Source organism: Dactylosporangium sp. NPDC006015 (assembly GCF_040614215.1).
Taxonomy (GTDB): Bacteria; Actinomycetota; Actinomycetes; order Mycobacteriales; family Micromonosporaceae; genus Dactylosporangium; species Dactylosporangium maewongense.
Genome location: NZ_JBEXUD010000013.1, coordinates 1 through 24,208 on the forward strand (window position 1 = coordinate 1; position 24,208 = coordinate 24,208).

Below are 24,208 nucleotides of genomic sequence, written 5' to 3' on the forward strand. Positions count from 1 at the left end.
GTTGTCGCTCCTCCCGGGGGGGGGGGGGGGGGGGGGGGGGGGCGCGGGGGGGGGGGGGGGGGTGGGGGGGGGGGGGGGGGGGCCCCCCCCCCCCCCCCACGCCCGTCGCGGTCAGGCCTGCATCGCGAGCGGGATCGAGCCGAGCAGCGCGGCGTCCTGCGCGAAGTCGGACAGGACCACCTCGGGCGGGTACGGCAGCGCGTGGGAGAGCCTGTCGATCAGCAGCTCGCGCACCAGGTCGTCGCGGGCGACACCGCCGACGAGCACGATGCGCTGAGGGTCGAGCAGCAGGCAGCACGTGACGACGTGGCGGGCCAGGTCACCGACCCGGGCGACCAGCGCGTCGCGCACCAGCCCGGGCGACACCGCGGCCGCCGCAGGCCTGCAACGGGACCTTGCTGCGGTAACGGCCGGGCTGAGCCTGCCCTGGAGCTCCGGCGCGGTCGAAGGCCAGGTCAACCGCGTGAAGATGCTCAAAGACAGATGTACGGCCGAGCCAAATTCGACCTGCTGAGGCGGCGCATCCTCCAACCCAACTGACCGGCAGTCCCGACCGCCCCGCCACGCTTCGCGTGACAGAACCGAATTAGGTGATCGTCCACAACCAGAGGCTTGTCGTCCGTATTTGAGGGTGCAGGAGTCCGGGTCACGCTCACCACCGCCCGTTCGCATGACGTCGATTCGAGCGTGCCAGCCTTTCTGACAGTGGCGCGCTTGGCCGTCCGAGCTGCCATCGAACGCCGATGAAGGAGCTGAGGTTCGCTGCTCACGGCCATCGGGTACTGCGCATAGCCAGTCCAACGTCTCGTCGAGGTCGAGGGTGGCCCGGTAGTGGCTGGCACAGTCGAAGCGGGTGGCCAGGCCGCGCCAGTGTTTGCGCCGGCAGATCGCTGGGACCTTGCCGAAATGCCTCGACGGCATTCCGACACTCGAGCAATTTTCGAGCAACTCAGGTCCACAGTGGACATTTAATTGAGGAGTTTCCGCAGCTCAGGCGCGTCAAGCAGCATTGAACTACACGCTGCCTGAGGATTAAAGACCTTGTTGAGGCTCGAACGCGCACCGACCTGGCGACCCTCGACGATGTCGGTGACCTGCGCGAGCGTGAACTGCTGGTGGGCGTGCGCCTGCATCCACGAGCGTGCCACACGGTCGCGGAGCAGATCGGTCGCCGACCCGGCCTGCTCGTCGCGCACCGCCCGGGATCGGATCCCCGCCAGGTCGCTGCCCGCGCCTGGCTCCGACCAGCCCTGGGCCCACAGGTCCTGCACCGCCGCCATCCGCGGCAGCAGCTCGTCCTGCTACTGCTTGGTGCCGAACTCGAAGATCGTCGGGGCCAGCAGGAAGATGCCGTTCTGCGTCACCCGCTGCGGCGCACCGGCCCGGTAGTACTCCTCCTCGAAGATGAGCCACTGCCATATCGACGCCTCGCGGCCGCCGTACTCCTTGGGCCACGACACGACCGACCACCGGTCCGCGTGCAGCGCCCGCTCCCACGCCAGGTGCGCGGCGAAGCCCTCCGCGGTGTCCCCCGAGGGCAGCGGCTGCCGCGGCACGTTCGCCGCCAGCCAGTTCCGGGCCTCCGCCCGGAACTGCTCGTCCTGCGCCGACCAGGTCAGGTCCATCTCAGCCCTGCCCCGCCTCGGCGGCGCCCGCTGGCGCCGTGTCACGGTAGCAGCGTAGTTGCGTGCGGGCCACCGTGCGCAGGTGCACCTCATCCGGGCCGTCGGCGATACCGAGGATCCGGGCGCTGGCCCACATCCGGGCGATCGGGAAGTCGTCGGTGACCCCGCCGCCGCCATGTGCCTGGATCGAACGGTCCAGCACGTTGCGGGCGACCCGCGGCGCGACGACCTTGATCGCGGCGATCTCGGTCGCGGCGTCCTTGGCCCCGCCCCGATCAATGAGCCACGCCGTCTTCAGCACGAGCAGGCGGGCCTGCTCGATCTCCATGCGGGACTCGGCGATCCAATTGCGGATCACGCCCTGCTCGGAGAGCGGGCCGCCGAACGCCTCGCGGGCCATCGTCCGGCGCACCATGAGCTCGAGGCCCCGCTCGGCCATGCCGAGGCAGCGCATCGCGTGGTGGATGCGGCCCGGGCCGAGGCGGGCCTGGGCGATCGCGAAACCGTCGCCCTCAGCGCCGAGCAGGCTCGTCACCGGCACCCGCACGTCGTCGAACCGGATCTCGCAGTGACCGTGCTGGTCGTGGTAGCCGAAGATCGGCAGCGAGCGCACGATCGTCACCCCGGGGGTGGCGACCGGCACGAGCACCATGGACTGCTGCCGGTAGACGGCCGTCTCCGGATCCGTCTTGCCCATCAGCACGAGGATGTCGCAGCGCGGGTCCGCCGCGCCGGTCGTCCACCACTTGCGTCCGTTGATGACGTACTCGTCTCCGTCGCGCACGATCGAGGTGGAGATGTTCCGTGCGTCGGAGGAGGCCACGTCCGGCTCGGTCATCGCAAAGCCGGAGCGCATCGTGCCCTCGAGCAGCGGTGTGAGCCACTGCTGCTTCTGCTCGGGCGTGCCGAACATGTGCAGCAGCTCCATATTGCCCGTGTCCGGCGCGGCACAGTTGAGCGCCTCGGGGGCGAGGTAGGGCGAGCGTCCGGTCTCCTCGGCGAGGTATGCGTACTCGACGTTCGTGAGGCCCGACAGATCAGGCAGGAAGAGGTTCCACAGACCTAGCCTGCGCGCCGTGTCCTTCAGTGCTTCGACGACCGGCGGCAGGACGTGGGACACGCCCCCGTTCACGCGGGCCGCGGCACCGAGCTCGGCGGCGTACACCTTCTCGGCTGGGTAGACATGCTCGGCCATGAACGTGCGCAACGTCGCGAGCAACTCGCTCGAGCGCGGGCCGGGGCCGAGGTCCATCTGGGTCAGGTCGGTCGCGTCAGCCACCGTCACTCCTTGCCTGAGTTCACGCGGAGGGCGATCTTGCCGCGAGCGCCACGGTTCATCACCGTGGCGAGCGCGCGGGCAGCCTCCTCGAGCGGGAAGACTTCGCTGACGTGTGGCCTCAGCCGGCCAGCGGCGACCCACTCGAGCAGCGTCGTCATGTTCGCGGCGTTCGCCTCCGGGTTGCGCTTGGCCCAGGCGCCCCAAAGGACCCCCAGCACCGCGCCCTCGGTGAGCAACAGCCGGTTGAACTTGACCTGCGGGATCTCGCCCGCCGCGTAGCCGACGGTGAGGAACCTCCCAGCCCACGAGAGGGTACGCAGCGCCGCGGTGGCGGCGTCGCCACCGACGGGGTCGTAGACGACGTCGGCACCGGCGCCGCTGGTCAGCTCGCGCACCATCGCCGTCATGTCGTCGTAGCCGATGGCGTGGTCGGCCCCGTGCGCCAGGCACAGCTCACGCTTGTCCTCGCTCGAGGCGGCCGCGATCACGGTCGCGCCGAGGGCCTTGCCGATCTGCACGGCGGTGAGGCCGACGCCGCCGGAGGCGCCGAGCACAAGCAGTGTCTCGCCGGTTGCGAGGCCGGCCCGGTCGACGAGCCCGTGATAGGACGTGCCGTAGACAACGGGGATCGTGCTTGCCTCGACGAGGTCGATGCCCTCGGGCAACCGGTGGACCATACGGGCGTCGACGAGCGCCTGCGCGGCGTAGCCGCCGATGCCACAGAAGCCGATGACGCGGGTGCCGACGGGCGGGCCGGTCACCCCGTCGCCGAGCGCCGCGACCGTGCCGGCGACCTCACAGCCGGGCACGAACGGCAGCTCCGGCTTGGTCTGGTAGGTGCCGGCGACGATAAGGCCGTCGGGAAAGTTCACCCCGGCGCCGACGACGTCGACGAGCACCTGCCCGGGGCCGGGCTGCGGCTGCGGCCCGTCCGTCACCGTGAGCACCTCGGGATCCCCGAGCTTACGGACCACCATCGAACGCACGGCTCAGCCCTCGCTGCCCGAGCGCGCCGCCTTGTCGGTGCCGGCGAACTCGTCGCGGATCCGGTCGGCGACCCCGGTGAGGTTCAGCTCGAACGTGAAGCCCTGCTCGAAGCGGTAGCTGCGGTTGACGTCCCACAGGTCGATGCCGTTGAGCGAGGCCTTCGCGGCCCGGATGACGGTGGGGTTCTTCGCGGCGATCTGGGTCGCGACCGCGAGCGCCGCCTCGCGCAACTGCTCGCGGGGTACGGTGCTGTGGACCGTGCCGTACGCGTGCAACTCCTGGGCGGTGGCCGTGGCCGAGGTGTAGACCATGGCGCGCATCCGGTGTTGCGGCACTATCCGGGACAGGTGGGTCGCGGCACCGAGGGCGCCGCGGTCGACCTCGGGCAGGCCGAAGGTGGCGTCGTCGGAGGCGACGATGACATCGGAGTTGCCGACCAGCCCGATGCCGCCCCCGAGGCAGAAGCCGTTGACGGCGGTGACGACCGGGACGGGGCACTCGTAGACGGCCTTGAACGCGGCGTAACAGCCGCGGTTGGCGCCGAGCAGCGCGGTGAATCCGTCGGTGTGCTGCATCTCCTTGATGTCGACGCCGGCGTTGAAGCCGCGGCCCTCGGCGCGCAGCACGACGACCCGCACCGACTCGTCGGCGCCGGCGGCGTCGAGGGCGGAGGCGAGTGCGAACCAGCCGGCCACGGGCAGCGCGTTCACCGGTGGGTTGTCCACGACGATCTCGGCGATGCCGTCGGTGTGGATGGTCGTCGTCACGGACGGGTGGGTGGTGGGGGTCATCCCTGCTCCTCGGTAGTCCCGGGCTGCTCGCTGGTCTCGGGTGTCGCGCCCGCGAAGGGTGGCGTCAATGCCTAGGGCGGCCTGTTGCACAAGGGGGCCCGCCGCAGCCGGCCATCCCTGATGGAAAAGGTCCTAGGGCAGCACGAACGTCGCCCATACGGTGACGGCCGTGTCGCCGGTCTGACGCCGGCAGGTCAGCTCGACGTCGACGCGGCCCTCACGACCGTCCTCGCCGTCGAGCACGTAGGTGCGCAGTGGAGCACCCTCGAGCGTGAGGGTGTCGCCCGGCCACACCTGGGCCAGGAACCGGATGCGGAAGTCCCGCACGTTGGGGCCGCCGAGCCAGTCGGTGGCGAAGGTGCCGAGCAGGCTCGCCTGCCACATGCCCACCGAGAAGGGGCTCGGGAACCCGGCGGCCGTGGCGAAGACCTCGTCGTGGTGGATCGGGTTCATGTCGCCCGAGGCGCCCTGGTAGCGGACGAAGTCGGTGCGGGTCACCGGGCCGTAGGTGCGCGCCGGAGGGGTCGCCGGGACGGGCAGGCCGGCCTCGGGCGGGCCGGGCCGGGCGGTGGAGGTCGTGTCGCTCACGCGGAGGCTCCGTCCTGTGTCGTGCCCTCGGTGTCCGGCGGGCGGGCCGTCTCGACACCGGTGAGCTTGGCCTGGGCGACGAGACGCCCGGTCTCGTCGCGGAAGTCGGTGTACATCACGGCGAAGGTCATCTCACCGCCGCGGCGACCCACCTTGGTGTAGATCTCGCCGATGCGCGACTGGCAGGTGAGCCTGGTCCCGGCGCGAGGCGGCTCGCCGAAGAAGGTGTACTGCTGCTCGGCGTGCAGGCCGCGCTGCTGGTCGAGGTCAACCGCGGACCACGGGTTGGAGTCCTCGTCCTGCCAGAAGAAGGTCGTCGTGAGGAACGTCGGCTGCACGACCGGGTGCTCCTCCTGCAGGTAGGCCGCGTCGGCCGCCCCGGTGGCAAGCGCGAATTCGCGGATCTTGCCGCGCTCGACGTCGAGCCGGAAGGGGGCGCCGGTGACGCCCTGCGCGTCGGGATTGGCCACGACGAGCTCCTTTCGCTGGTCAGGTGCGCGCTGGCGGCACCGCCGGCGCGCGCCGGGTCGTCACGGGTGCTGGCTCGAGACGGACACGACCTCGCCGGTCATGTACGACGAGTAGTCACTGGCGAGGAAGACGATGACGTTGGCGATCTCCCACGGCGTCGCCGCCCGGCCGAAGGCCTCCTGGGCCGAGAGCTGGGCGAGCAGCTCGTCACTGGTCACCTTGGCCAGGTGGGCGTGCATCGCGATGCTCGGGGACACCGCGTTGACCCGGATGCCGTGCTCGGCGACGTCGAGGGCCGAGCACCGGGTCAGCGCCATGACGCCGGCCTTCGCCGCGGCATAGTGCGCCTGCCCCTTCTGCGCGCGCCAGCCGATGACGGATGCGTTGTTGACGATGACCCCCTTGCCCGCCGGGATCATGTGCCGCAGCACCGACCGGGTCGCCTTGAACGTCGAGGTCAGGGTCACCGACAGGACGGAGTCCCACTGCTCGTCGGTCATGTCCTGCACGGCCGCGGTGCCGCCGAGGCCGGCGTTGTTGACCAGCACGTCGATGCCGCCGAACTCGGCGGCGACGGTGTCCATGAGGTGGTCGAGCTGGGCCTGGTCGGTGACGTCGCAGGGCACCGCGAGCGGCCGGTGCCCGGTGAGACGCTCGATCTCGTCGGCCGACTCGGTGAGGCGGCGCTCGTGACGGTCGCTGACGGCGACCCGCGCGCCTTCCTCGGCGGCGCGGCGGGCCGTCGAGAAGCCGATGCCGGTGCCAGCCGCGGCGGTGACGAGCACCGAGCGCCCGGAGAGCAGCCTGTGGGCGGGGCCGGCCCAGTCGGCGGTGGTGTGACCGGTGTCAGCCACGGGTGGCCATCTCCTTTGCGATCTCCTCGACGCTCCAGCGGGCGCCCTTGTCGACGGTCCAGTCGTAGCTCCATGGCGCGAAACGGCGGATCTCGCCACCCTTGGCGTAGTACACCTCGCCGGTCACCGGCGCGGCGGCGGTGAGCAGCCAGGCGACGAGCGGGGAGACGTTGCCCGGGTGGTAGACGTCGAACGCGCCCGCGTCGGCCGGGGCGGCGACCATTTCCCCGATGCCGGGCAGGTCCTGGGTCATCCGGGTGCGCGCGACCGGGACGATCGCGTTGACGCGTACGCCGTAGCGGCCGATCTCCTGGGCGAGGATGACGGTGAGGGCAGCGATGGCGGCCTTGCCCGCGCCGTAGTTCGTCTGCCCGACGGCGCCGATGAGTCCTGAGGTCGAGGAGACGTTGACGATCGAGGCGACCGGCTGGTTGCCGGCCTTGGACTCGGTGCGCCAGTGGTCGGCGAACACCCGGCACGGCGCGAACGTCGAGCGCAGTTGCCCACGGATCACGGCGTCCCAGTCGTCCTCGCTCATGTTGACGAACATCCGGTCCCGCAGGATGCCGGCGTTGTTGACGAGGCCGTCGACGCGCCCGTAGGTGTCGCGGGCGAGCGCGAGCAGCTCGCGGGCGCCCTCGGTGGTGGAGACGTCCGCGGTGCTGGCCAGCACCTGCCCGCCGGCGGCCGTGATCTCGGCGGCGACGGCCTCGACGACCAAGGGGTCGCTGCCGGTGCCGTCGGCGGCGGCGCCGGTGTCGGCGACGACGACCGAGGCACCCTCGGCGGCGGCGAGCAGCGCGTGCTCACGGCCGAGGCCCCGGCCGGCGCCGGTGATGACGACGACCCGTCCCTGCAGTGCTCCCATGACTAGTCCTCCTCGTGTGCGGCCGGGATCGACGCGACCGGCGCGGGCGCGCCGAGCCGGTCAAGGATCTGGGTGGCCTGGCCGATGATGCGGTCGATGAGCTCGGCAACGCTCGGGACGTCGTCGATGAGCCCGACGACCTGGCCGGTGGCCATGACACCGACGTCGGTCCTGCCCTCGAGCAGGGCCGACCGGTAGAGCATCGGAGCGTTGGCCGCCATGACGACCTGGCTCCACGTCAGGTCGTGGGCCTTGCGCATGGCCAGGCCCTCCCGGACCATGTCGCCCCACGGCGCGCAGGACAGCTTCCGGAAGGCGAAGGCGTTGCGCACCGCCCGCAGCAGCCGGCCGGGAGCGGAGGTGCGCTCCAGCGCCTCGACCGTGCCGGCCCGCAGCACGCGCTGCGGCACGCCGTCGACCTGCAGGGTCAGGACGGTGTCATTGACCGTCTTGGACAGGTAGACGTCCTTGACCGACGGCTGGACCGGCGAGTCGCTGGTGAGCAGGAAGCGGGTGCCCATGGCGATGCCCTCGGCGCCGTACGCGAGCGCGGCGACGAGGCCGCGGCCGTCGAAGAAGCCACCAGCGCCGATGACCGGGATGTCGACGGCGTCGACGACCTGGGGCAGCAGCAGGCTGGTGGGCACGCCGCCGGTGTGGCCACCACCCTCACCGCCCTGCACGATGACGGCGTCGGCGCCCCACGCGGCGACCTTCTCGGCGTGGCGGCGCGCGCCGATCGACGGGACGACGACGAGGCCGGCGTCCTTGCACTTGGCGATGAGCTCCTGCTTGGGGGCGAGCGCGAAGGAGGCAACCTTGACTCCGGCCGAGATGAGCAGGTCGATGCGCTTGACGACGTCGGGCTGGTCGGCGCGGATGTTGACGCCGAACGGCGCATCCGTGCCGGCCTGGATCTGGCTGACGGCCACGACGAGCTCGTCGTAGGACAGCAGGCCCGCCGCAAGGATGCCCAGCCCGCCGGCGTTGGCCGTCGCGGTGGTCAGGCGTACGTCGGAGACGTAGCCCATGCCGGTCTGGACGATCGGATACCGCACCCCGAACAGGTCGGTCGCCCGGGTGCGCAACGTCGGATGCGATCCCTGGCTCATGTGCGGATCTCGCGGTCGCGCAGCGAGCGGGGGTCGATGACCTCGCGGATGAGGCGCAGCTCCTCAGCGCTCGGCTCGCGGGTGGCCGGGACCTCGTCCTCGACGTGCACGTCACAGCCGGTCGCCGCACGGAACTCCTCGAGCGTGACACCGGGGTGCAGGCTGAGCAGGCGCATCGCGCCGTCTGGGCCGCCGAAGTCGAGGACCGCGAGGTTGGTGACGACACGGCGCAGGTCGTGGTACGTGCTCGCGGCCGGGCCGGCGGCGCGGGCGTTGTCGGTGCCGACGCCGGAGACCATGTCGACGGTCGGGACGAAGACGCGCGTGGAGTGGTTGGGCACCCAGTAGCTGGTCGGGTGGTAGACGCTGTTGCCAGGGGCGCCGCGCACGCCGATCAGCTGGGCCTTGGGCTTGGCGTAGTCGCCGATGGCCGAGATGTTGGTGTTGCCGTGCCCGTCGATCTGGCTCGGAATCATCATGACATGCCGCTTGCCGTGCCAGACGAGGTCGAAGATCGTGCGGAACGGGCTCCAGCCCTCGACGACGACACCCTCGGTGGCGTGCGGGTCCGCGCCGATCTGCCAGCTGCCGGAGACGAAGCGGGCCTCACCATCGGTGAGCAGCAGGTCGGGGGCGACGGTGAGCCGGGCGAGGCGGACGCCGATGGCCGGGATCGTGCCGAAGGCACTGGCGATGAACTCACCGTCGCCGGCGAACGCCTCCGCCACGGCGACCGCGCAGTACTCGGCGCGAGTCACCGGCGCGCCGGCAGCGGCGGCGCTGCTTGCGGGCTGGTCTGCGGATTCGGTCACGGTGCTGCTCATGCGGCCTCCTCGGCTCGGGCGGTCACGGCCGCCTGGTAGTCATCCTCGGTACCGGACAGGTACCGCTTCTCGAAGGCGGCCCAGGCCTGCCGGTCGCCGGCGGCCTTGACGTACTCACGCTGGAAGGCCTCGTCGCGCTCGTAGTCGGGGGCGCAGGAGGTGAAGTGCGCGCCGTTGGGGGTCTCGACGACGCCGGTGACGAGCTGACGGTTGATCTTGATGGTCGCCGGGTGCACGGTGGCGCTGAGCTCGACCGTGGGCACGATCCGCTCACAGGACATGAAGGCCTGTTCGGCGGCGAGGCAGTAGAGGTCGTCGAAGTACGGGTCGGGCCCGAGGAACTGGCCGTTGCCCTGGGCGTCGGCGCGGTTCATGTGGACGAGTGCCACGTCGAGGCGCAGCGACGGCATGGCCACGAGCTGCTCGGTGCCGTAGGGGTCCTGGACGAGCTTGAGGGTCGGGTTCTGCTTCATCACGTCCGACCCGAGCCCGGCGCGGGTCGGCAGGAAGGGCAGGCGGATACCGGCGGCGTACAGCCCCCACTGGAGCATGCCCTCGTCGTACTCGGCGACCTCGACGGCGCCCTGCTGCCGCGCGGCGCGGAAGTGCGGGTCGAGGGCGATGCTGTCGAGCGAGACGAAGCCGAAGACGACCTTCTTGACCTTGCCTGCGGCGCAGAGCAGGCCGACGTCCGGCCCGCCGTAGCTGACGACGGTCAGATCCTTGAGGTCGGAGCGCAAGACCTCGCGGACGAGGGCCATGGGCTTGCGCCGCGAGCCCCACCCCCCGATGCCGACGGTCATCCCGGATTCGAGCCGCGAGACGACATCGCGGGTGGTCAGAGTCTTGTCGGCCATATGTCCCTCGTCGTTCCGTCTGTCGGGGCACTGCTCCAGCGCGGTGGCGAGCGGTGCGAGAGGTGAGTCACGTGCCGGACATCCGCAGTCGATACCCGCGAAGCAAGCGCTTGGTTGGTAGGTTAACAGCCGGCAGGAAAGGGTCAAGGCCCTGAGACGAAGGAGGATGCAACGATGGACACAGTCGTGTGCGAGCGCGTCGACGCGGTGGGTGTCATCAGGATCAACCGGCCACGGGTGCGCAACGCCCTCGACCCCGATACCCTCCTGGCGATGACCGACGCCCTGCTCGGGTACGACGCGGACCCGGGCGTGCGCACGGTCGTGCTGACCGGCACCGGTGAGCTGTCCTTCAGCGCCGGGATGGACCTGCGCGCCGCAACCGAGGGGCGCCTGGTCGACGTGGCCCGCTCCCCGCTGACGCTGCTGCGCGGCGGTTACCGCAAGCCGGTCATCGCCGCGGTGAACGGGCCCGCCGTCGGCGGTGGTTTCGAACTCGCCCTCGCCTGCGACCTCGTCGTCGCGGCCGAGCACGCCTACTTCGCACTACCCGAGGTGGGGCGCGGCATCGCCGCCTCCGAGGGCGGCACCGACCTGCCGCGTCGCCTGCCGCTCGCCGTCGCCCTTGAGATCGGGCTGACGGCCGAGCCGCTTCCGGCGGCCCGGGCCTATGAACTCGGCCTGGTCAACGCCGTGGTCCCCGCCGGCGAGGTCCTCCCGCGCGCGCTCACGCTCGGCGCCCGGATCGCGACCCACTCCCCAGCGGCGGTGCTGGCGACCAAGCGGCTCATGCACCTGAGCCTGGACACCCGCGAACACGACCTCGCCGCGGCCAACCGGATCGCGACCCTCGAGCTGCTCGCCGGCCCGGACGCCGCCGAAGGCGCGGCCGCGTTCGTCGCCAAGCGCCCGCCGCGGTGGGCGGACGTGCCCTGAACGTTCAGCGACGCGCCGCCGCGATCTGCTCGCGCATCCACGTGATCGAGCGGGTCACCGCCGGCTCGGCGCCCTCGGCCTCGATGGCCGGGCCGAGCAGCTCGACGTCGACGATGCCGAGGTAGCCGGCCCGCAGGACGGTTCCCAGCAGGTTCGCCATCGGCAGGTCAGCGTCCCCGGGCACCCACCGGTTCGGGAAGATCGAGGTGCCGACCCGGAAGTCGGACACCTGCAGGATCTCGATCTGCGCGACCCGCTCGCGGATCAGGTCGGTCAGGCCCCGCTCCTGCCAGCAGCAGTAGAGGTCGAGGCAGATGCCGATGCCGCAGAGGTCGGCCAGGGCGAAGGCGTCCCGCGCGGTGTGGGTGAAGCTGAGGTCGCACCTGACCGGCAGGGTGTTCTCCACGCCAAGGCGCACTCCGTGCTCGCGGGCGGTGGCCACGACCGGGGCGATCCGCTCGGCGAACCGGTCGGCCGCCTCCTCCCAGGTCAGGTGCGCCGACGTGCCCGACGTGAGGTAGACGAGGTCGGCCCCGAGCGTGCGGGCGTTGACGACGCCGGCCTGCAGCGCCGCGACCTGCTGCGCCCAGCCCGGCTCGTCGTCCGGGTGGGCGGTGAAGCCGTGGACGAGGTAGCCGAGCCGTACGTCGTGCTCGGCGAGCAGGTCCCCGAGGGCCGCCACGCCGAAGGCGGCGACCTTGCCGCACTGCAGGCCGACGAGGTCGGTGCCGGTGCGCCGGTACATCGCGATCTCCTCGGGCAGTGCCCAGGACATCGCGGCCATGCCGCTGACACAGGTCGGGTTGATCGTGGTGGACATCGGGCTCCTACCGGTTCGGGTGTCGGGCGTTCAGGTGTGGGGTCTGTCGAGGTGCACGGTACGCCAAAACCAACCAAGCGCTTGCTACACTCGTCCGACAACGAGGAGGCGCTCCAATGACAGCAGCAGGCCAGGCGCAGACAGGTCCGGCCCCGAGCGGCACCACCCGGCCCGCCGGTCTCCCGGCGGGGGTCGACGCCTGGCTCGGCCGCGCCGTGCCCGAGCTGCAAGGGAACCTGCGGCACGAGATCATCGCGGGGGGACGCTCCAACCTCACCTACCGGACCACCGACGCGGCCGGCCACGTCGTCGTGCTGCGACGCCCGCCGCTCGGGGACCACCCGGCCACCGCGCACGACGTGCTGCGCGAGGCGCGGATCCTGCGGGGGCTGCACGGCCACCTCCCGGTGCCGCGCGTGCTCGCCGTCGAGGAGACGGGCGAGGTGGCCGACGCACCTCTCGTCGTGCTCGAGCACCTCGACGGCACGGTCCTGCGCAGCCCCGCTGACGTCGAGCGGCACACCACCGAGGCTGACCGCGCGCGCATCGGCCCGACGCTGGTCGACGCCCTCGTGGCCCTGCACGGACTCGAGCCGGAGGTCATCGGGCTCGGGGGTCTGGCCCATCGCTGTGACTACGTCACCCGCCAGCTCGGGCGCTGGCACGAGAACTGGCACCGGACCAGGATCCGCGACCTGCCCGATCTGCAGACCGCGCACGAGCACCTCGTGGCCAAGGCTCCCGAGCAGTCCCGCTCGGGGATCGTGCACGGGGACTTCCGCCTCGACAACTGCATGCTCGACCGCCGGTGGCGGGTGCAGGGCGTGCTCGACTGGGAGCTGACCACGGTCGGGGACCCCTTGGCCGACGTCGGCCAGCTGCTCGTCTACTGGGCGCAGGCCGGCGACGCGGCGCGTGCGCTGCACGACCCGGCCACCGTCCTGCCCGGCTTCTCGACCCGCGACGAGCTGCTCGCCCGGTACTGCCTCGCCACCGGCACCGACGCGGCCCGGATCGACTACTTCGTCGCCTACAACTGGTGGAAGACCGCGTGCATCGTCGAGGGCGTGCACACCAGGGTCGCGCAGGGCGCGATGAGCGGTGGTGACCGCACAGCGGAGTCGTTCGCCGAGCAGGCGGCCGCCCTCGCCGGCCGGGCCGCGACCCTCGCGGCAGCGCTGCGCCGACGCTGACCCTCGCCCGGTCACGTTCGTGACCGGGCACCTGTCCGGGTGGGCGCAGGGCTCACCCGACCAGCTTGAACTTCTGGATCTTCCCGCTCGGGGTCCGTGGCAGGGCCGGCAGGATGCTGAAGCTGCGGGGGCGCTTGAAGTTGGCCAGCCGGTCCCGGCACCACTGCCCGAGCTCGTCGACGAGCACCGACTCGTCCCCGCTCCAGTCGGTCACGGTCTGCACGAAGGCCCTGCCGACCTCGCCCATCCGCTCGTCGGGGACCCCGACGACGGCGACGTCGAAGACCGCGGGGTGCTCGCGCAGCACGCGCTCGACCTCGGCGGGGTAGACGTTGAAGCCCCCGTTCATGTAGACGTCCTTGATCCGGTCGGTGATGCGCAGGTAACCGTCCTCGTCGACCCAGCCGACGTCACCGGTGTGCAGCCAGCCGTCCTCGTCGATGACCTCCGCGGTGGCGACCGGGTCCTCGAAGTAGCCCAGCATCACGTTGTAGCCACGCACGAGGACCTCGCCGGCCTCACCGGCCGGCAGCGTCCGCCCGTCGGCACCGGCGATCCGCAGCTCGGTGCCCGGGATCGCCCGTCCGCAGCTGGTCGAGATCCGCTCGAGGTCGGCGTCGGGCGGGCACACGGTCGCGGTGCCGCACGTCTCGGTCAGGCCATAGGCGGTGATGACGTCGCGGAAGCCGAGCTCCTCGCGCATCCGGTGCAGCAGCGGCACCGGCACGACCGTCGCCCCGGTGACGGCCAGCCGCACCGAGCTGGTGTCGTAGGCGCCGAACTCCGGGTGTTCGAGCAGGGTGGTGTAGATGGTGGGCGCGCCGGGGAAGACGGTGACGCGTTCCTGCTCGATGAGGCGCAGCACGGTCTCGACGTCGAACACGGCGACCGGGATGATCGTCGCGCGCATGAGGAGGCAGGCGAGGATGCCGGCCCGGTACCCGAAGCTGTGGAAGAACGGGTTGACCATGAGATAGCGGTCGCCGCGCCGCAGCCCGACCAGCCGGGCCCACTGCAGGTCGACGCGCAGGTTCGAGGCGTGCGAGACCATCGCACCCTTGGGGTAGCCGGTGGTGCCTGAGGTGAACAGGATGTCGGCCACGCCCTCGGGGTCGATGGCGGCGATCCGTCCGTCGATGACGCCGGGGTCGATCCGGTCGGCCGGCGCGGTGAAGTCGGCCAGGGACAACACGCCGTCACCGGCCTGCTCGCGGCCGGCGGCGGCGGACAGGTCGACAACGGTGCGCACCGAGGGCAGCGACGGCACGGGGTGCCCGGCGGCCGGTGGTGGCCCGTCGCCACGCAGCGTGGCCAGGTAGTTGGCGTCCAGGAAGGTGTCGTCGAGGATGACCATCGTGGCCCGGACCTTGGCGATGGCGTGCCGCGCCTCCTCCCCGCGGAAGCGGGTGTTGACGGGGCAGAGCACGCCCCCGGCGGCCAGTACGCCGAGGGCGCTGATGACCCAGTCGGCGCTGTTCGGGGCCCAGATGACGATGCGGTCCCCGGGCTCGAGACCGTGCGCGACCGCGGCCCTGGCGAACCGGGTGACGGCCGCGTCGAGCTCGGCGAACGTCATTCGCAAGGCACCGTCGACAAGGGCCTCGACCTCCGCGGCGTCCTGCGCGGCCTGCCGCAGCAGGGCAGGGATCGTGGTCAAAACGCCACTCACGGACATCTCCTCACGCTGAGCCGGCCACTGGTCAGGAACGGATCGTAGCCGACCAACCAAGCGCTTGCTAGACTCATCGCGGCGAGGCACCCAGACCCGACCGATCCGACGTCCGGCTCCGGCCCGCAGACGATGGGTGAGGGTGGCGGCCAGGCCAACGTCACGATCATTGAGAGGCTCTGATGACCCAGTCCCCCACTACGCCCGCGACGCACGGGGGCGTCGACCTGACCGGCCAGGTCGCCATCGTCACCGGAGGCACCCGTGGCATCGGTGCCGAGATCACCCGCGCCTTCCTCAAGGCAGGGGCGCAGGTGCTCGTGTGCGGCCGCAGCGAGCCCGAGCACCTGCCCGAGGCCGACGGACGCACGCCCGTCTTCGTCCAGTCCGACGTGCGGGACCCGGAGCAGGCCAAGGCCCTCGTCGCCGCGGCGGTGGACCGGTTCGGCCGGCTGGACATCCTGGTCAACAACGCCGGTGGCGCGCCGAGCGCCGACACCGCGACCGTCTCCCCGCGCTTCGTCTCGGCGATCGTCACGCTCAACCTGCTCGCTCCGTTCTACGTCGCCCAGCCCGCCAACGAGGTCATGCAGCGTCAGGGCGGCGGGACGATCATCAACATCGGCTCGGTCGCCGGTTCCAACCCGGCCCCGGACACCGCCGCGTACGCCGCCGCCAAGGCGGGCCTGACGATGCTGACCCAGTGCCTCGGCATCGACTTCGCGCCGGCCGTGCGGGTCAACCAGGTGACGGTGGGTCTCGTGCAGACCGAATTGTCGCACCTCTACTACGGCGACGAGGCGGGACAGCACCGCGTGGCCCGGACGATCCCCATGCAGCGGATGGCCACCCCGGCCGACGTCGCCGCGGCCTGCCTGTTGCTCGCCTCGCCGCTGGCCGGCTACATCACCGGCACGGAGATCGTCGTCGCCGGTGGCGGTGAGATCCCGTCGCGTCACCTGGCCGCCCAGCCGCCCGGCACCGGTCCGCTCGGCTGAGCCCGCAGGCCAGGCACGACAGAGGGGGTCCGCGCGTCGGTGCGGACCCCCTCGGTCGTGCGCTGCTGCCTGCCGTAGACGTCGGCGGCCGGCTCAGAGCCCGGCGAGCGCCGCCACCTCGGCGCGAACCGCCGACGGGTCACCGGCCAGCAGCTGGGCCGACTTCCCGCGTTTGAAGAACAGATGCGCGTCGTGCTCGAAGGTGAACCCGATGCCGCCGTGCAACTGGATCGCCTCGGCGGCCACGGTCATCAGCGTGTCGGTGCACACGAGCTTGGCCAGTGCCGCGTCGTGCGAGCGCGTGGCGGCGCCGGTGCGCAGCGTTGTGACCAGGTGGTCGGCCGTGGCCCTCGCCCCGGCGACCGCGACGGCGAGGTCGGCACAGCGATGCTTGAGGGCCTGGAACGACCCGATCGGGCGGCCGAACTGCTCGCGGACCTTGAGGTACTCGACGGTGCGGTCGAGGCAGGCGCGGGCGGCGGCGGCCGACTCCAGTGCGAGCATGGCGCGCACGTGGTCGAGCAGCACCCGGGTGCCCTCGCCGCCGGGGGCATCGACCCGGGTGGCGGCGGCCCCGCGCAGGTGCACCGTGCTCAGCCGCCGGGTCTGGTCGAGCGTCATGTGCGTCTGCACCTCCACCCCGTCGGCGGCCCGGTCCACGGCGTAGACGCCCAGTTCACCGCCCGCGTCCCGAGCGGTGACGAGGACGACCCGGGCGGCTTCGACCCCGACGGCGAGGGTCTTGGTCCCGGTGAGCGCCCACTCGCCGCCGGTGCCGCCGGCGCGGGTGGCGGTCTGCTCGAGGTCCCAGCCCGTGCCGTCCTCGGCGATGGCAATGGCCAGGGTCAGCTGCTCGTCCACGACGCGCGCCAGCAGGGGCTCGGCGCTCGCGCCGATGGCCCGGGCGGCGAGGATCGCGGTGAGGCTCGTCGCGAGCGCGCCGGGCACGAGCCGGGCCCCGAGCTCCTCGATGACGGCGGTCCCGGCGGCCACGTCGGCGCCGAGCCCGCCGAGGTGCTCTGGCACGACGAGTCCGAGCAGGCCCAGCTCGGCCGCGAGCAGCTCATGCAGCTGCGGGTCGTGGCCCGGCGCCCCGACCATGACCTCATGGGTACGGCGCAGGTCGGCCCGCTCGTCGAGGATCTCGGCGACGGAAACGCGGATCTGGGCCAGCTCCTCGGCCACCGGCTGAGGGTCGGCGTTCGCTTCGGGCATCGTCATCACCTCATCGCGGCAGGCCGAGCAGGCGCTCGGCGATGATGTTGCGCTGGATCTCGTTGGAGCCGCCGTAGATCGTGTTGGCGCGGCTGAAGAGGAAATGGGTCTGGGCGTCGTCCAGCTCGTACGCAGGCCCGGTGAGCAGCGCCCCGGCCCCCTCGACGTCGACCGCGAGCTCGCCGAGCGAGCGGTTCCACGTCGCCCACTGCAGCTTGGAGATCGACGCCTCCAGGCCGGACAGCCCCTCACCGGCGGACGCCAGCAGCCGCACCGCCGAGTGCCGCATCACCTGCAGCCCGATGTAGGCGTCGATCAAGCGGTCCCGCAGCGCCGGGTCCTGCCAGGCGCCGTTGTCGTGGGCCCGGGCGATGACGGCGTCGAGCCGCCGGCGGAAGCCGATCTGCTGACCGAGGGTGGACACGCCGCGCTCGAAGCCCAGCGTGCCCATGGCGACCTTCCAGCCCGCGCCCTCGGCGCCGACGCGGTGCTCGGCGGCGGCGACGGCTCCGTCGAAGAAGACCTCGTTGAACTCGCTCGTGCCGGTCAGCTGGGTGATGGGGCGCACCGTGATCCCGGGCTGGTCCATCGGCACGAGCAGGCAGGACAGGCCCGCATGGCGGGTCGAGTCGGGGTCGGTGCGGCAAAGGACGAAGCACCAGTCGGCCAGGTGCGCGAGCGAGGTCCACACCTTCTGCCCGGTGATGACGTAGGTGTCGCCCCGTCGCTCGGCGCGGGTGCGGACCCCGGCGAGGTCCGAGCCGGCGTCGGGCTCGGAGTAGCCCTGGCACCAGATGTCCTCGCCGCTGGTGATGCCGGGCAGGAACCGCGCCTTCTGCTCCGGCGTGCCGAAGGCGAGCAGGGTCGGGCCGAGCAGCTGCTCGGACATGTGCCCGAGCCGGCCGGGGGCGCCGGCGCGGGCGTACTCCTCGTGGAAGATGACCTGCTGGGCCAGGGTCGCCGGGCGTCCGCCGTACTCGCTGGGCCAGCCGAGACCGATCCAGCCGGCCCTGCCCAGGTGACGCTCCCACTCGCGGCGCAACTCGTGCGCCTCGTGCTCGCGCCCCTCGCCGCCGGTGCCGACGGCCTCGGCGAACGGCCCGGTGAGGGCCTCGTGGAGCCAGCCGCGGATCTCGGCCCGGAACTGCTCGTCGCTCACCGGTGCTCCGGTGGCCCGCGCCGCCTCCGAACCCATGTCAGGCGCCGTAGACGGGGGTCGGCGGCTCGGAGCGGGCGATGAGGTCCGCGATCGCGCCGGTGAGCTCCTCCGGCTCCCACCGCTCACCCTTGGTGGCGGCCAGCCCGTGGCGCCAGCCGTCGGCGAGCGAGACCTCACCGCCGGCGGCCTCGAAGACGGCGCCGGTCACGGCCCGCGCGGCGTCGGAACCGAGCCAGACCACGAGTGGGGAGACGTTGGCCGGGTCCATCGCGTCGAATCCCGTCTCGGGGGCGGCCATCGCCTCGGCGAAGACGGCCTCGGTCATCGGGGTGCGGGCCGAGGGGGCGATCGCGTTGACCACGATGCCGTAGCGGGCCCACTCGGCGGCCGCGATCTGGGTCAGGGCGGCGATCCCGGCCTTGGCGGCGCCGTAGTTGCCCTGCCCGACGCTGCCCATGAGCCCGGCGCCGGAGGACGTGTTGACGACGCGCGCGGCGACCTGGCGGCCGGCCTTGGCCTCGTCCCGCCAGTAGGCGGCGGCGTGGCGCATCGGCACGAAGTGGCCCTTGAGGTCGACCTGCAGGACGAGGTCCCACTCCTGCTCGCTCATGTTGACCAGCATCCGGTCGCGGTTGATGCCGGCGTTGTTCACGAGGGTGTGCAGCCCGCCGAAGGTCTCGACGGCCTCGCGCACGAGGCGCTCACCGTAGGACCAGTCGCTGACGTCGCCGGTGCTGACGACCGCTCGGGCGCCGGACGCGAGGATCTCGTCGACGACGGCCTGGGCCGCCGCCCGGTTGCTGTCGATGTCGTTGACGACGACGTCGGCGCCCTGCCGGGCGAACTCGAGGGCATGGGCCCGGCCCAGTCCCTGTCCGGCACCGGTCACGATCACCGTGCGTCCTGCGCAGAAGCCGCCCACCACACGTCCTTTCACTCGAGGTGCGGCCAGACAACCACACCCGCACTGGTGATGCAAGCAAGCGCTTGGTAGGGTGCGGAAAACGACCAGAAGGACGGCGATGACGTGGGAATGTTCTCGGCACTGCGATTCCGAGACTTCCGCTTCGTGCTCCTGACCCTGGTGCTGTCGCAGGGCGGCTACTGGGGCTGCAACATCGCCTTCCAGTCGGTGCTCTCCGAGGTCGACGGCACCCCGGCGACGATGGGCGCACTCTTCTTCTGCCTGCTCGTGCCGTACACCCTCTTCTCCATCCCGGCCGGGGTGCTCGCCGACGCCTTCGACCGGCGGCGGCTGCAGATCGGTGTGCTCCTGGCGGTCAGCGTCCTGGCCGGGGTCTGCGCGGCGACGGTCGCGGCCGAGATCGCCGACCTGCCCGTGCTGCTCGGGCTCGCCTTCCTCGCCGGCACCGGGATCAGCTTCCTGTCGCCGGTGACCCAGGCCCTCGTGGCCAACACCGTCCCGGCCGAGGCGCTCGGCACCGCCGTCCCGCTCCAGGCTGCCGGGCTCAACCTCGCCCGCTCGATCGGCCCTGCCGTCGCCGGGCTGATCCTCGTGGCCTGGGGAGCGCTGGGCACGTTCATGATGTACGCCACGCTCAGCCTCGCCTCGGTCGCGGCCGCGTTCGCCATCCGGACCCGTCGCGTCCCGCCGGCCGTCCCGATGGTCCGGGAGAGCCTGACCGCGCAGGTCAGCGCCGGCATCCGGCACGCCCTGCAGCGGCCACCGGCCGCCCTCTGCCTGACCATCGTCGGGGTGAACGCGTTCTTCGGGTGCGCCTTCACGACCCAGCTCGCCGTCCGGGCGGCCTCGACCTCGGACCACCCGGACACGGTCTTCCCCATGCTCGTGGCCCTGACCGGGCTGGGCTCGCTCATGGGGGTCCTCGTCGTCGCCCGGCTCTCCAAGCGCATCGCGACCGTGCGGCACGCCGCGATCATCCTCGGCCTGCTCGCCGTCAGCACCGCACTGCTCGGCACGGCGCCGACAGTGCCCCTGCTCGCGGGGGCCGCGCTGCTGTGCGGCGCGTTCAGCATCGGCACCATGGTGACCCTGCAGACGATCGTCCAGCGGGTCGTCGACGACGCGCAGCGCGGCCGGGTGATGAGCCTCTACTTCCTCGGCTGGGGCGGTATGCCGTTCGGTGCCCTCCTGCTCGGCGGGCTGAGCACGTGGTTCGGCTCCGCGACCGCCTTCCTGCTGTACGCCGCCGCGTGCCTGGCCATGGCGGCCGCGGTGCTCGTGCGGTTGCGCCGCCGCGGGGACAGCGACCCCGTGCCCGCGACATGACCGACCTCCCCCGTTGTTCACCGCTCACTTCCAGGAGTTCGCCGTGACCGACCGGTCCCGCCCGACCACACCCGCGGCGACGCGGCCCGCGACCGCCGGCGTCCCCCAGCCCTTCCGGTCCGGCCCGGGCGAGCTGGACGTACTGCTCGCCGAGCGGGCCATCGAGCGGGCCCTGCTGCGCTACGCGCGCGGGGTGGACCGGATGGACCGGGACCTGGCAGCGAGCGCCTTCCATCCGGACGCCCGGATCACCCTCGGCGGGACCGTGGCCGACCGGGACACGACGCTTGACGTGGTCTTCGCGCTCGTGGCGCGGCGCACCATGACGATGCACTACCTGACGAACGTCCTGGTCGAGCTCGACCCGGCGCAGCCGGACCGGGCCCGGGCCGAGACGTACGGCATCGCGTTGCAGCGCAGCACGTCCGAGCCGCCGCACGGCAACATCGTCAGCGGGTTCCGCTACGTCGACCTCGTCACCCGCCGCGCGGGTGAGTGGCGGGTGCAGGAACGCCTGACCGTCTCGGAGTGGCAGCGGGTCGACGACCTCGCCGGACAGTGGCCGATCCCCGACGCCTCGCTGCGGGGAGCCCGCGACGGGTCCGACCCGGTCAGCCGCCCGTGGCCGCCCGGCGGCCCGGGTCCCGGGGCCGGTGAGCCGGACCCGCACGGCGGGTCCTGAGTCGTCCGTGCGGGTCGTCGCCCCGGGCCGTCAGGTCGGGTCGGGGCTCGATCGGCCGAGCATCGCGCGCATCCCGCGGTAATTGCCGGCGACCAGGGCGGCCCGGTCCGCAGCGGAGCGCCGCGCGACGACCTCGGCCTGCTGGCGCACGACGTGCACCGGGCCGGCACCCATGGCGGCCAGCCCCTGGGCGGCGACATCGGCCGGGTCGGCTGCGCCGGTCAGGTCGAGGCCGGCCCGCTCCATGGCGGGGGTGGCGGTGAGCCCGAGCACGAGGTGCAGCACGTCGACGCCGACCTGTCCGAGCTCGAGCCACAGGCCCTCGGTGAAGATCCGGGCGAAGGACTTCGCCGCGGCGTAGATGCTGATGTCGGCGTGGCCGAGGTAGCCGGCCGAGGAGCCGACGACGAGGATGCCGCCGCGGCCACGCGCGGCGAGCCGGGCACCGAGCTCCCGGCAGAGCTCCAGCGGGCGGGTGACGTTGAGGTCGATGACGGCCTGGACCCGGGCGGGATCCGCCTCGACGAAGCGGCTGCGGTAGGTGTTCGCGCCGGCGTTGAGGACGAGCAGGCCGAGGTCGAGATCGGCGACGGCCTCGACGATCCTGGTGGTCGCGTCCGCGTCGAGCAGGTCCAGGGCGAGCGCGCGGCACGGGGCCCCGTGGGACCGGACCCGGTCGGCGACCTCGTTGAGGACCTCGGGCTTGCGGGCGACGAGCACGACGCCGAGGCCGGCCCGGGCCAGTTGGTCGGCGAAGGCGGCGCCGACCCCCTCGGAACCGCCGACGACCAGCGCCCATGGCCCGTAGCGCTCGAGCAGGCCGGTGACCTCGCTCATCCCCGGGCCACGCTGTCCGTCGCCGCGGCGGCGGGCTCGTCGAACCAGTCCCACACCCAGGGGGTGATGGTGGCCAGGGGCCCGGTGAGCAGCGGGCTGGCCGTGCCGGCGAGCGCCGCGGGCGGGGCGGGCAGCGGGTCCGCGGCCAGGGCCCGCGTGAACTCGACCGGGTCGGCCTCGAGGTAGATGAGCCGGATCCGCACGACCGGCCCGGTGGGGTTGCTGCCGCTCGGGGCGCTGCGGAAGGTCCACACGCCCGCGACGCCGTCGCGCGCGAGCAGGTCGGGCACCTGGGTCTCGTGCTCGAACTGGGACAGGTCGGCCACATCGGGGTGCTGCGAGGTCTCGACCCGGCTCACCTCGACGTGCACCCCGCGGTTGGGCCGGAACGGCAGCGCGGCGAGGGTGACGAGCGCACGAGGGGCCACGTAGCCCTGGACGGGGCGGAACATCCGGGTCATCGGCCGTTCGGTCCAGGCCAGCTCCGGTCGCCGGCCCTGGTGGATCGCCCGGTCGCCGAGGTCCTTCCACTCGTGGATCGAGTCAGCGGCCGGCTCGGCGAACCAGTACATCGCCATGTACTGACTGCCGGCGAGTGCGGCGTCGGGGTAGCTGCCGAGCCGCTCGCACGCGGGGGTGCGCACCCAGCGGTCACCGTGGACGACGCCGGGCAGGGCGAGGTTCTCGGGGCGGTGGTCGAGCTGGTGCCACGCGTTGTAGTCGCGGTGGCGGGCGGGGTCGGTCACCTTCGGGAACGAGAAGAACGCGCGGGTGGCGGTCTCTGGGGTGCTCGGGATCACTTCCGGCCCTCTCGCGGGTGGGCGGTGCGGCTCGTTCGACCGCTGAGCCTTGACCCTAGGGCGACCCCCTCCTACAGTCAAGCAAGCGCTTGGTTGACCGTATCGTCCGCGAAGGAGCCCCATGACCGCCAGCGACGCGGCCTTCCGTGCCCGGCTCGACGCCCTGATCGGTCTCGCTGACCCACCCCGCCGGGCCAAGGACCCGGTCACCGAGGCCGCCATCCGTATCTGGTGCGACGCCGTCGGCGACGAGAACCCCGCCTACCAGGACCCCCAGTGGGCCGCCCGCTCCGCCTGGGGCGGCATCGTGGCACCGGCGACCTCACTGAACATGTGGACCCTGCCGGGCAACCGGCGCAGCCACCGCCACGCCGAGAGCCTCGACCGGGTCAACGAGGTCCTCGCCGAGCGCGGCTTCACCTCGGTGGCCGCGGTGCAGACGGAGCACACCTACGTGCGCCCGCTGCGCGTCGGCGACCACCTCGAGCAGTTCCCCTCCATCGGCGCGGTCTCCCCGCAGAAGTCCACCCGCCTCGGCCAGGGCCACTTTGTCGACCTCGTCAGCGAGTACCGCACCGTCGAGGGCGAGCCGGTCGGACGCGTCGTCCTGCGGATGCTGCGCTGGAACCCGGCGACCCGCACCGAGGTCCCCGCGACACCCGGGGACCGCCTCGCCCGGCCGGTACGCCCGGTCGGCGCCGCCGCGGCCGACCTGCCGCCTGCCGGCACCACCGGCACCCTGACCGCGCACCTGCAACCCGGCTACGCCGCCGCCCCTCTCGACGAGCGCCCTTACCTCGTCGGCACCGCCGAGCTCGCCGACGGGACCCGCCTCACCGCAGACGTCGTGGACCTGCGCCCCGACCTCGTGCACGACGGCATGCCGGTCGTCGTGGCCCACCGACGCACCCGCGACGGCCAGGTCCTGCCGGTGCTCACCGCCCCGCGACCCGAACGCCGCACGGGCACCCGCACCGCAGCCGAGGTGAGCACCGGGCAGCGCCTCCCCCCTTGGCCGGTCCCCGTCACCCAGCTGTCCATCGCGGCACTGGCCACCGCGACCTTCGACTTCAACGACGTGCACCTCGACCGCGACGCGGCCCACGAACGAGGCGCCCGCGACGTCTACATGAACATCCTCGGCTCGAGCGCGCTGGTCAACTGCTACCTCACCGACTGGGCCGGGCCGGAAGCTCGCGTCGTCGGCTTCCGCACCCGCCTCGCCGCGCAGAACCACCCCGGCGACACCCTCACCCTCGACGGTGTCGTCACCGGCCTGCAGCGAGCGCCCGAGGCCAGCGGGGGAACGCACGTCACCGTCGACGTCCGCGGCACCAACAGCCTCGGTGACCACGTCATCGCCTCCGCCACCCTCGCCCTGCTCTGAGAGGA

25 protein-coding genes and 1 pseudogene are annotated in these 24,208 nt (G+C 72.3%); 7 read left to right on the forward strand and 19 right to left on the reverse strand.

Translation table 11 applies throughout. The features are described 5' to 3' along the window. Positions 1-111: 111 nt before the first annotated feature. On the reverse strand, positions 112-366 hold the full coding sequence (locus ABZ321_RS23740) for an ROK family protein (protein ID WP_344511118.1): 255 nt from the start codon (positions 364-366) through the stop codon (positions 112-114). Between the two features lie 246 nt (positions 367-612). Here ABZ321_RS23740 and ABZ321_RS23745 point away from each other — a divergent pair, with 246 nt between their 5' ends. Then, complete coding sequence (locus ABZ321_RS23745; RefSeq protein ID WP_354894683.1) at positions 613-747, forward strand: hypothetical protein; 135 nt, start codon at positions 613-615, stop codon at positions 745-747. A 437-nt stretch (positions 748-1,184) separates the two neighbouring features. Here the strand turns inward: ABZ321_RS23745 and ABZ321_RS23750 are convergent. The 11 genes and pseudogenes from ABZ321_RS23750 to ABZ321_RS23800 all read right to left on the reverse strand — a co-directional run. Beyond that, positions 1,185-1,625: pseudogene (locus ABZ321_RS23750) on the reverse strand (acyl-CoA dehydrogenase family protein); the annotation flags it as partial. 1 nt (position 1,626) lies between these two features. Further along, a complete protein-coding gene (locus ABZ321_RS23755; protein ID WP_354895164.1) occupies positions 1,627-2,877 on the reverse strand; it encodes an acyl-CoA dehydrogenase family protein in 1,251 nt (416 codons plus the stop codon). 29 nt (positions 2,878-2,906) lie between these two features. Beyond that, positions 2,907-3,881 (reverse strand): NADPH:quinone oxidoreductase family protein, encoded by a 975-nt coding sequence (locus tag ABZ321_RS23760; RefSeq protein WP_344510812.1) that lies wholly within the window; start codon positions 3,879-3,881, stop codon positions 2,907-2,909. Between the two features lie 12 nt (positions 3,882-3,893). Then, positions 3,894-4,682 (reverse strand): enoyl-CoA hydratase family protein, encoded by a 789-nt coding sequence (locus tag ABZ321_RS23765; protein ID WP_344510814.1) that lies wholly within the window; start codon positions 4,680-4,682, stop codon positions 3,894-3,896. 132 nt (positions 4,683-4,814) lie between these two features. After that, on the reverse strand, positions 4,815-5,270 hold the full coding sequence (locus ABZ321_RS23770; protein WP_344510816.1) for a MaoC/PaaZ C-terminal domain-containing protein: 456 nt from the start codon (positions 5,268-5,270) through the stop codon (positions 4,815-4,817). Beyond that, positions 5,267-5,740, reverse strand: coding sequence for a MaoC family dehydratase N-terminal domain-containing protein (locus ABZ321_RS23775; RefSeq protein WP_344510818.1), 474 nt, complete (start codon positions 5,738-5,740; stop codon positions 5,267-5,269). Before ABZ321_RS23775 ends, ABZ321_RS23770 begins: the two co-directional genes overlap by 4 nt. 60 nt (positions 5,741-5,800) lie before the next feature. After that, positions 5,801-6,595 carry an SDR family oxidoreductase gene (locus ABZ321_RS23780; RefSeq protein ID WP_344510820.1) on the reverse strand — a complete coding sequence of 265 codons (795 nt, stop codon included), beginning with the start codon at positions 6,593-6,595 and terminating at the stop codon, positions 5,801-5,803. Beyond that, entirely contained in the window at positions 6,588-7,463 is an 876-nt protein-coding gene (locus ABZ321_RS23785) for an SDR family NAD(P)-dependent oxidoreductase (RefSeq protein WP_344510822.1), read from the reverse strand. Before ABZ321_RS23785 ends, ABZ321_RS23780 begins: the two co-directional genes overlap by 8 nt. Before the next feature lie 2 nt (positions 7,464-7,465). Next, a complete protein-coding gene (locus tag ABZ321_RS23790; RefSeq protein WP_344510824.1) occupies positions 7,466-8,575 on the reverse strand; it encodes a nitronate monooxygenase in 1,110 nt (369 codons plus the stop codon). After that, positions 8,572-9,399: a CoA-transferase gene (locus ABZ321_RS23795; RefSeq protein WP_344510826.1), complete on the reverse strand. Its 828-nt coding sequence runs from the start codon at positions 9,397-9,399 to the stop codon at positions 8,572-8,574. The genes ABZ321_RS23790 and ABZ321_RS23795 overlap by 4 nt, the downstream gene beginning before the upstream one ends. Then, positions 9,396-10,256 (reverse strand): CoA-transferase, encoded by an 861-nt coding sequence (locus ABZ321_RS23800; protein ID WP_354894690.1) that lies wholly within the window; start codon positions 10,254-10,256, stop codon positions 9,396-9,398. The genes ABZ321_RS23795 and ABZ321_RS23800 overlap by 4 nt, the downstream gene beginning before the upstream one ends. A 174-nt stretch (positions 10,257-10,430) precedes the next feature. On the opposite strand from ABZ321_RS23800, the gene ABZ321_RS23805 reads away from it, so the two are divergent. Then, the gene (locus ABZ321_RS23805) at positions 10,431-11,192 is read left to right on the forward strand and encodes an enoyl-CoA hydratase-related protein (RefSeq protein WP_344510831.1); all 762 of its coding nucleotides are present in this window, start codon (positions 10,431-10,433) and stop codon (positions 11,190-11,192) included. A gap of 4 nt (positions 11,193-11,196) precedes the next feature. Here ABZ321_RS23805 and ABZ321_RS23810 read toward each other — a convergent pair whose 3' ends face one another. After that, entirely contained in the window at positions 11,197-12,012 is an 816-nt protein-coding gene (locus ABZ321_RS23810) for a sugar phosphate isomerase/epimerase family protein (protein WP_344510833.1), read from the reverse strand. Positions 12,013-12,128: 116 nt separating this feature from the next. Between ABZ321_RS23810 and ABZ321_RS23815 the strand changes: the two genes are divergently transcribed. Then, complete coding sequence (locus tag ABZ321_RS23815; RefSeq protein WP_354894695.1) at positions 12,129-13,205, forward strand: phosphotransferase family protein; 1,077 nt, start codon at positions 12,129-12,131, stop codon at positions 13,203-13,205. A 52-nt stretch (positions 13,206-13,257) separates the two neighbouring features. Here the strand turns inward: ABZ321_RS23815 and ABZ321_RS23820 are convergent, their stop codons facing one another. Next, complete coding sequence (locus ABZ321_RS23820; protein ID WP_344510837.1) at positions 13,258-14,874, reverse strand: FadD3 family acyl-CoA ligase; 1,617 nt, start codon at positions 14,872-14,874, stop codon at positions 13,258-13,260. A 182-nt stretch (positions 14,875-15,056) separates the two neighbouring features. Between ABZ321_RS23820 and ABZ321_RS23825 the strand changes: the two genes are divergently transcribed. Beyond that, a complete protein-coding gene (locus ABZ321_RS23825) occupies positions 15,057-15,872 on the forward strand; it encodes an SDR family oxidoreductase (RefSeq protein WP_344510839.1) in 816 nt (271 codons plus the stop codon). A gap of 93 nt (positions 15,873-15,965) precedes the next feature. Here ABZ321_RS23825 and ABZ321_RS23830 read toward each other — a convergent pair whose 3' ends face one another. The 3 genes from ABZ321_RS23830 to ABZ321_RS23840 are packed head-to-tail and all read right to left on the reverse strand — an operon-like array spanning position 15,966 to position 19,183. Further along, on the reverse strand, positions 15,966-17,087 hold the full coding sequence (locus ABZ321_RS23830; protein ID WP_344510841.1) for an acyl-CoA dehydrogenase: 1,122 nt from the start codon (positions 17,085-17,087) through the stop codon (positions 15,966-15,968). 10 nt (positions 17,088-17,097) lie between these two features. Then, complete coding sequence (locus ABZ321_RS23835) at positions 17,098-18,246, reverse strand: acyl-CoA dehydrogenase family protein (RefSeq protein WP_344511110.1); 1,149 nt, start codon at positions 18,244-18,246, stop codon at positions 17,098-17,100. 37 nt (positions 18,247-18,283) lie between these two features. After that, positions 18,284-19,183 carry an SDR family oxidoreductase gene (locus ABZ321_RS23840; protein ID WP_344510843.1) on the reverse strand — a complete coding sequence of 300 codons (900 nt, stop codon included), beginning with the start codon at positions 19,181-19,183 and terminating at the stop codon, positions 18,284-18,286. Positions 19,184-19,279: 96 nt separating this feature from the next. Between ABZ321_RS23840 and ABZ321_RS23845 the strand changes: the two genes are divergently transcribed. Together ABZ321_RS23845 and ABZ321_RS23850 are read left to right on the forward strand one after the other, a co-directional pair. Further along, complete coding sequence (locus ABZ321_RS23845; RefSeq protein WP_344511112.1) at positions 19,280-20,497, forward strand: MFS transporter; 1,218 nt, start codon at positions 19,280-19,282, stop codon at positions 20,495-20,497. A 43-nt stretch (positions 20,498-20,540) separates the two neighbouring features. Further along, on the forward strand, positions 20,541-21,179 hold the full coding sequence (locus ABZ321_RS23850) for a nuclear transport factor 2 family protein (protein WP_344510845.1): 639 nt from the start codon (positions 20,541-20,543) through the stop codon (positions 21,177-21,179). 30 nt (positions 21,180-21,209) lie between these two features. On the opposite strand, the gene ABZ321_RS23855 is transcribed toward ABZ321_RS23850, so the two are convergent. Both ABZ321_RS23855 and ABZ321_RS23860 read right to left on the reverse strand, forming a co-directional pair. Beyond that, positions 21,210-22,016 (reverse strand): SDR family NAD(P)-dependent oxidoreductase, encoded by an 807-nt coding sequence (locus ABZ321_RS23855; RefSeq protein ID WP_344510847.1) that lies wholly within the window; start codon positions 22,014-22,016, stop codon positions 21,210-21,212. After that, positions 22,013-22,816 (reverse strand): hypothetical protein, encoded by an 804-nt coding sequence (locus ABZ321_RS23860; RefSeq protein WP_354894701.1) that lies wholly within the window; start codon positions 22,814-22,816, stop codon positions 22,013-22,015. The genes ABZ321_RS23855 and ABZ321_RS23860 overlap by 4 nt, the downstream gene beginning before the upstream one ends. Positions 22,817-22,937: 121 nt before the next feature. Between ABZ321_RS23860 and ABZ321_RS23865 the strand changes: the two genes are divergently transcribed. Further along, positions 22,938-24,203, forward strand: coding sequence for a MaoC family dehydratase N-terminal domain-containing protein (locus tag ABZ321_RS23865; protein ID WP_354894704.1), 1,266 nt, complete (start codon positions 22,938-22,940; stop codon positions 24,201-24,203). Positions 24,204-24,208 lie beyond the last annotated feature (5 nt).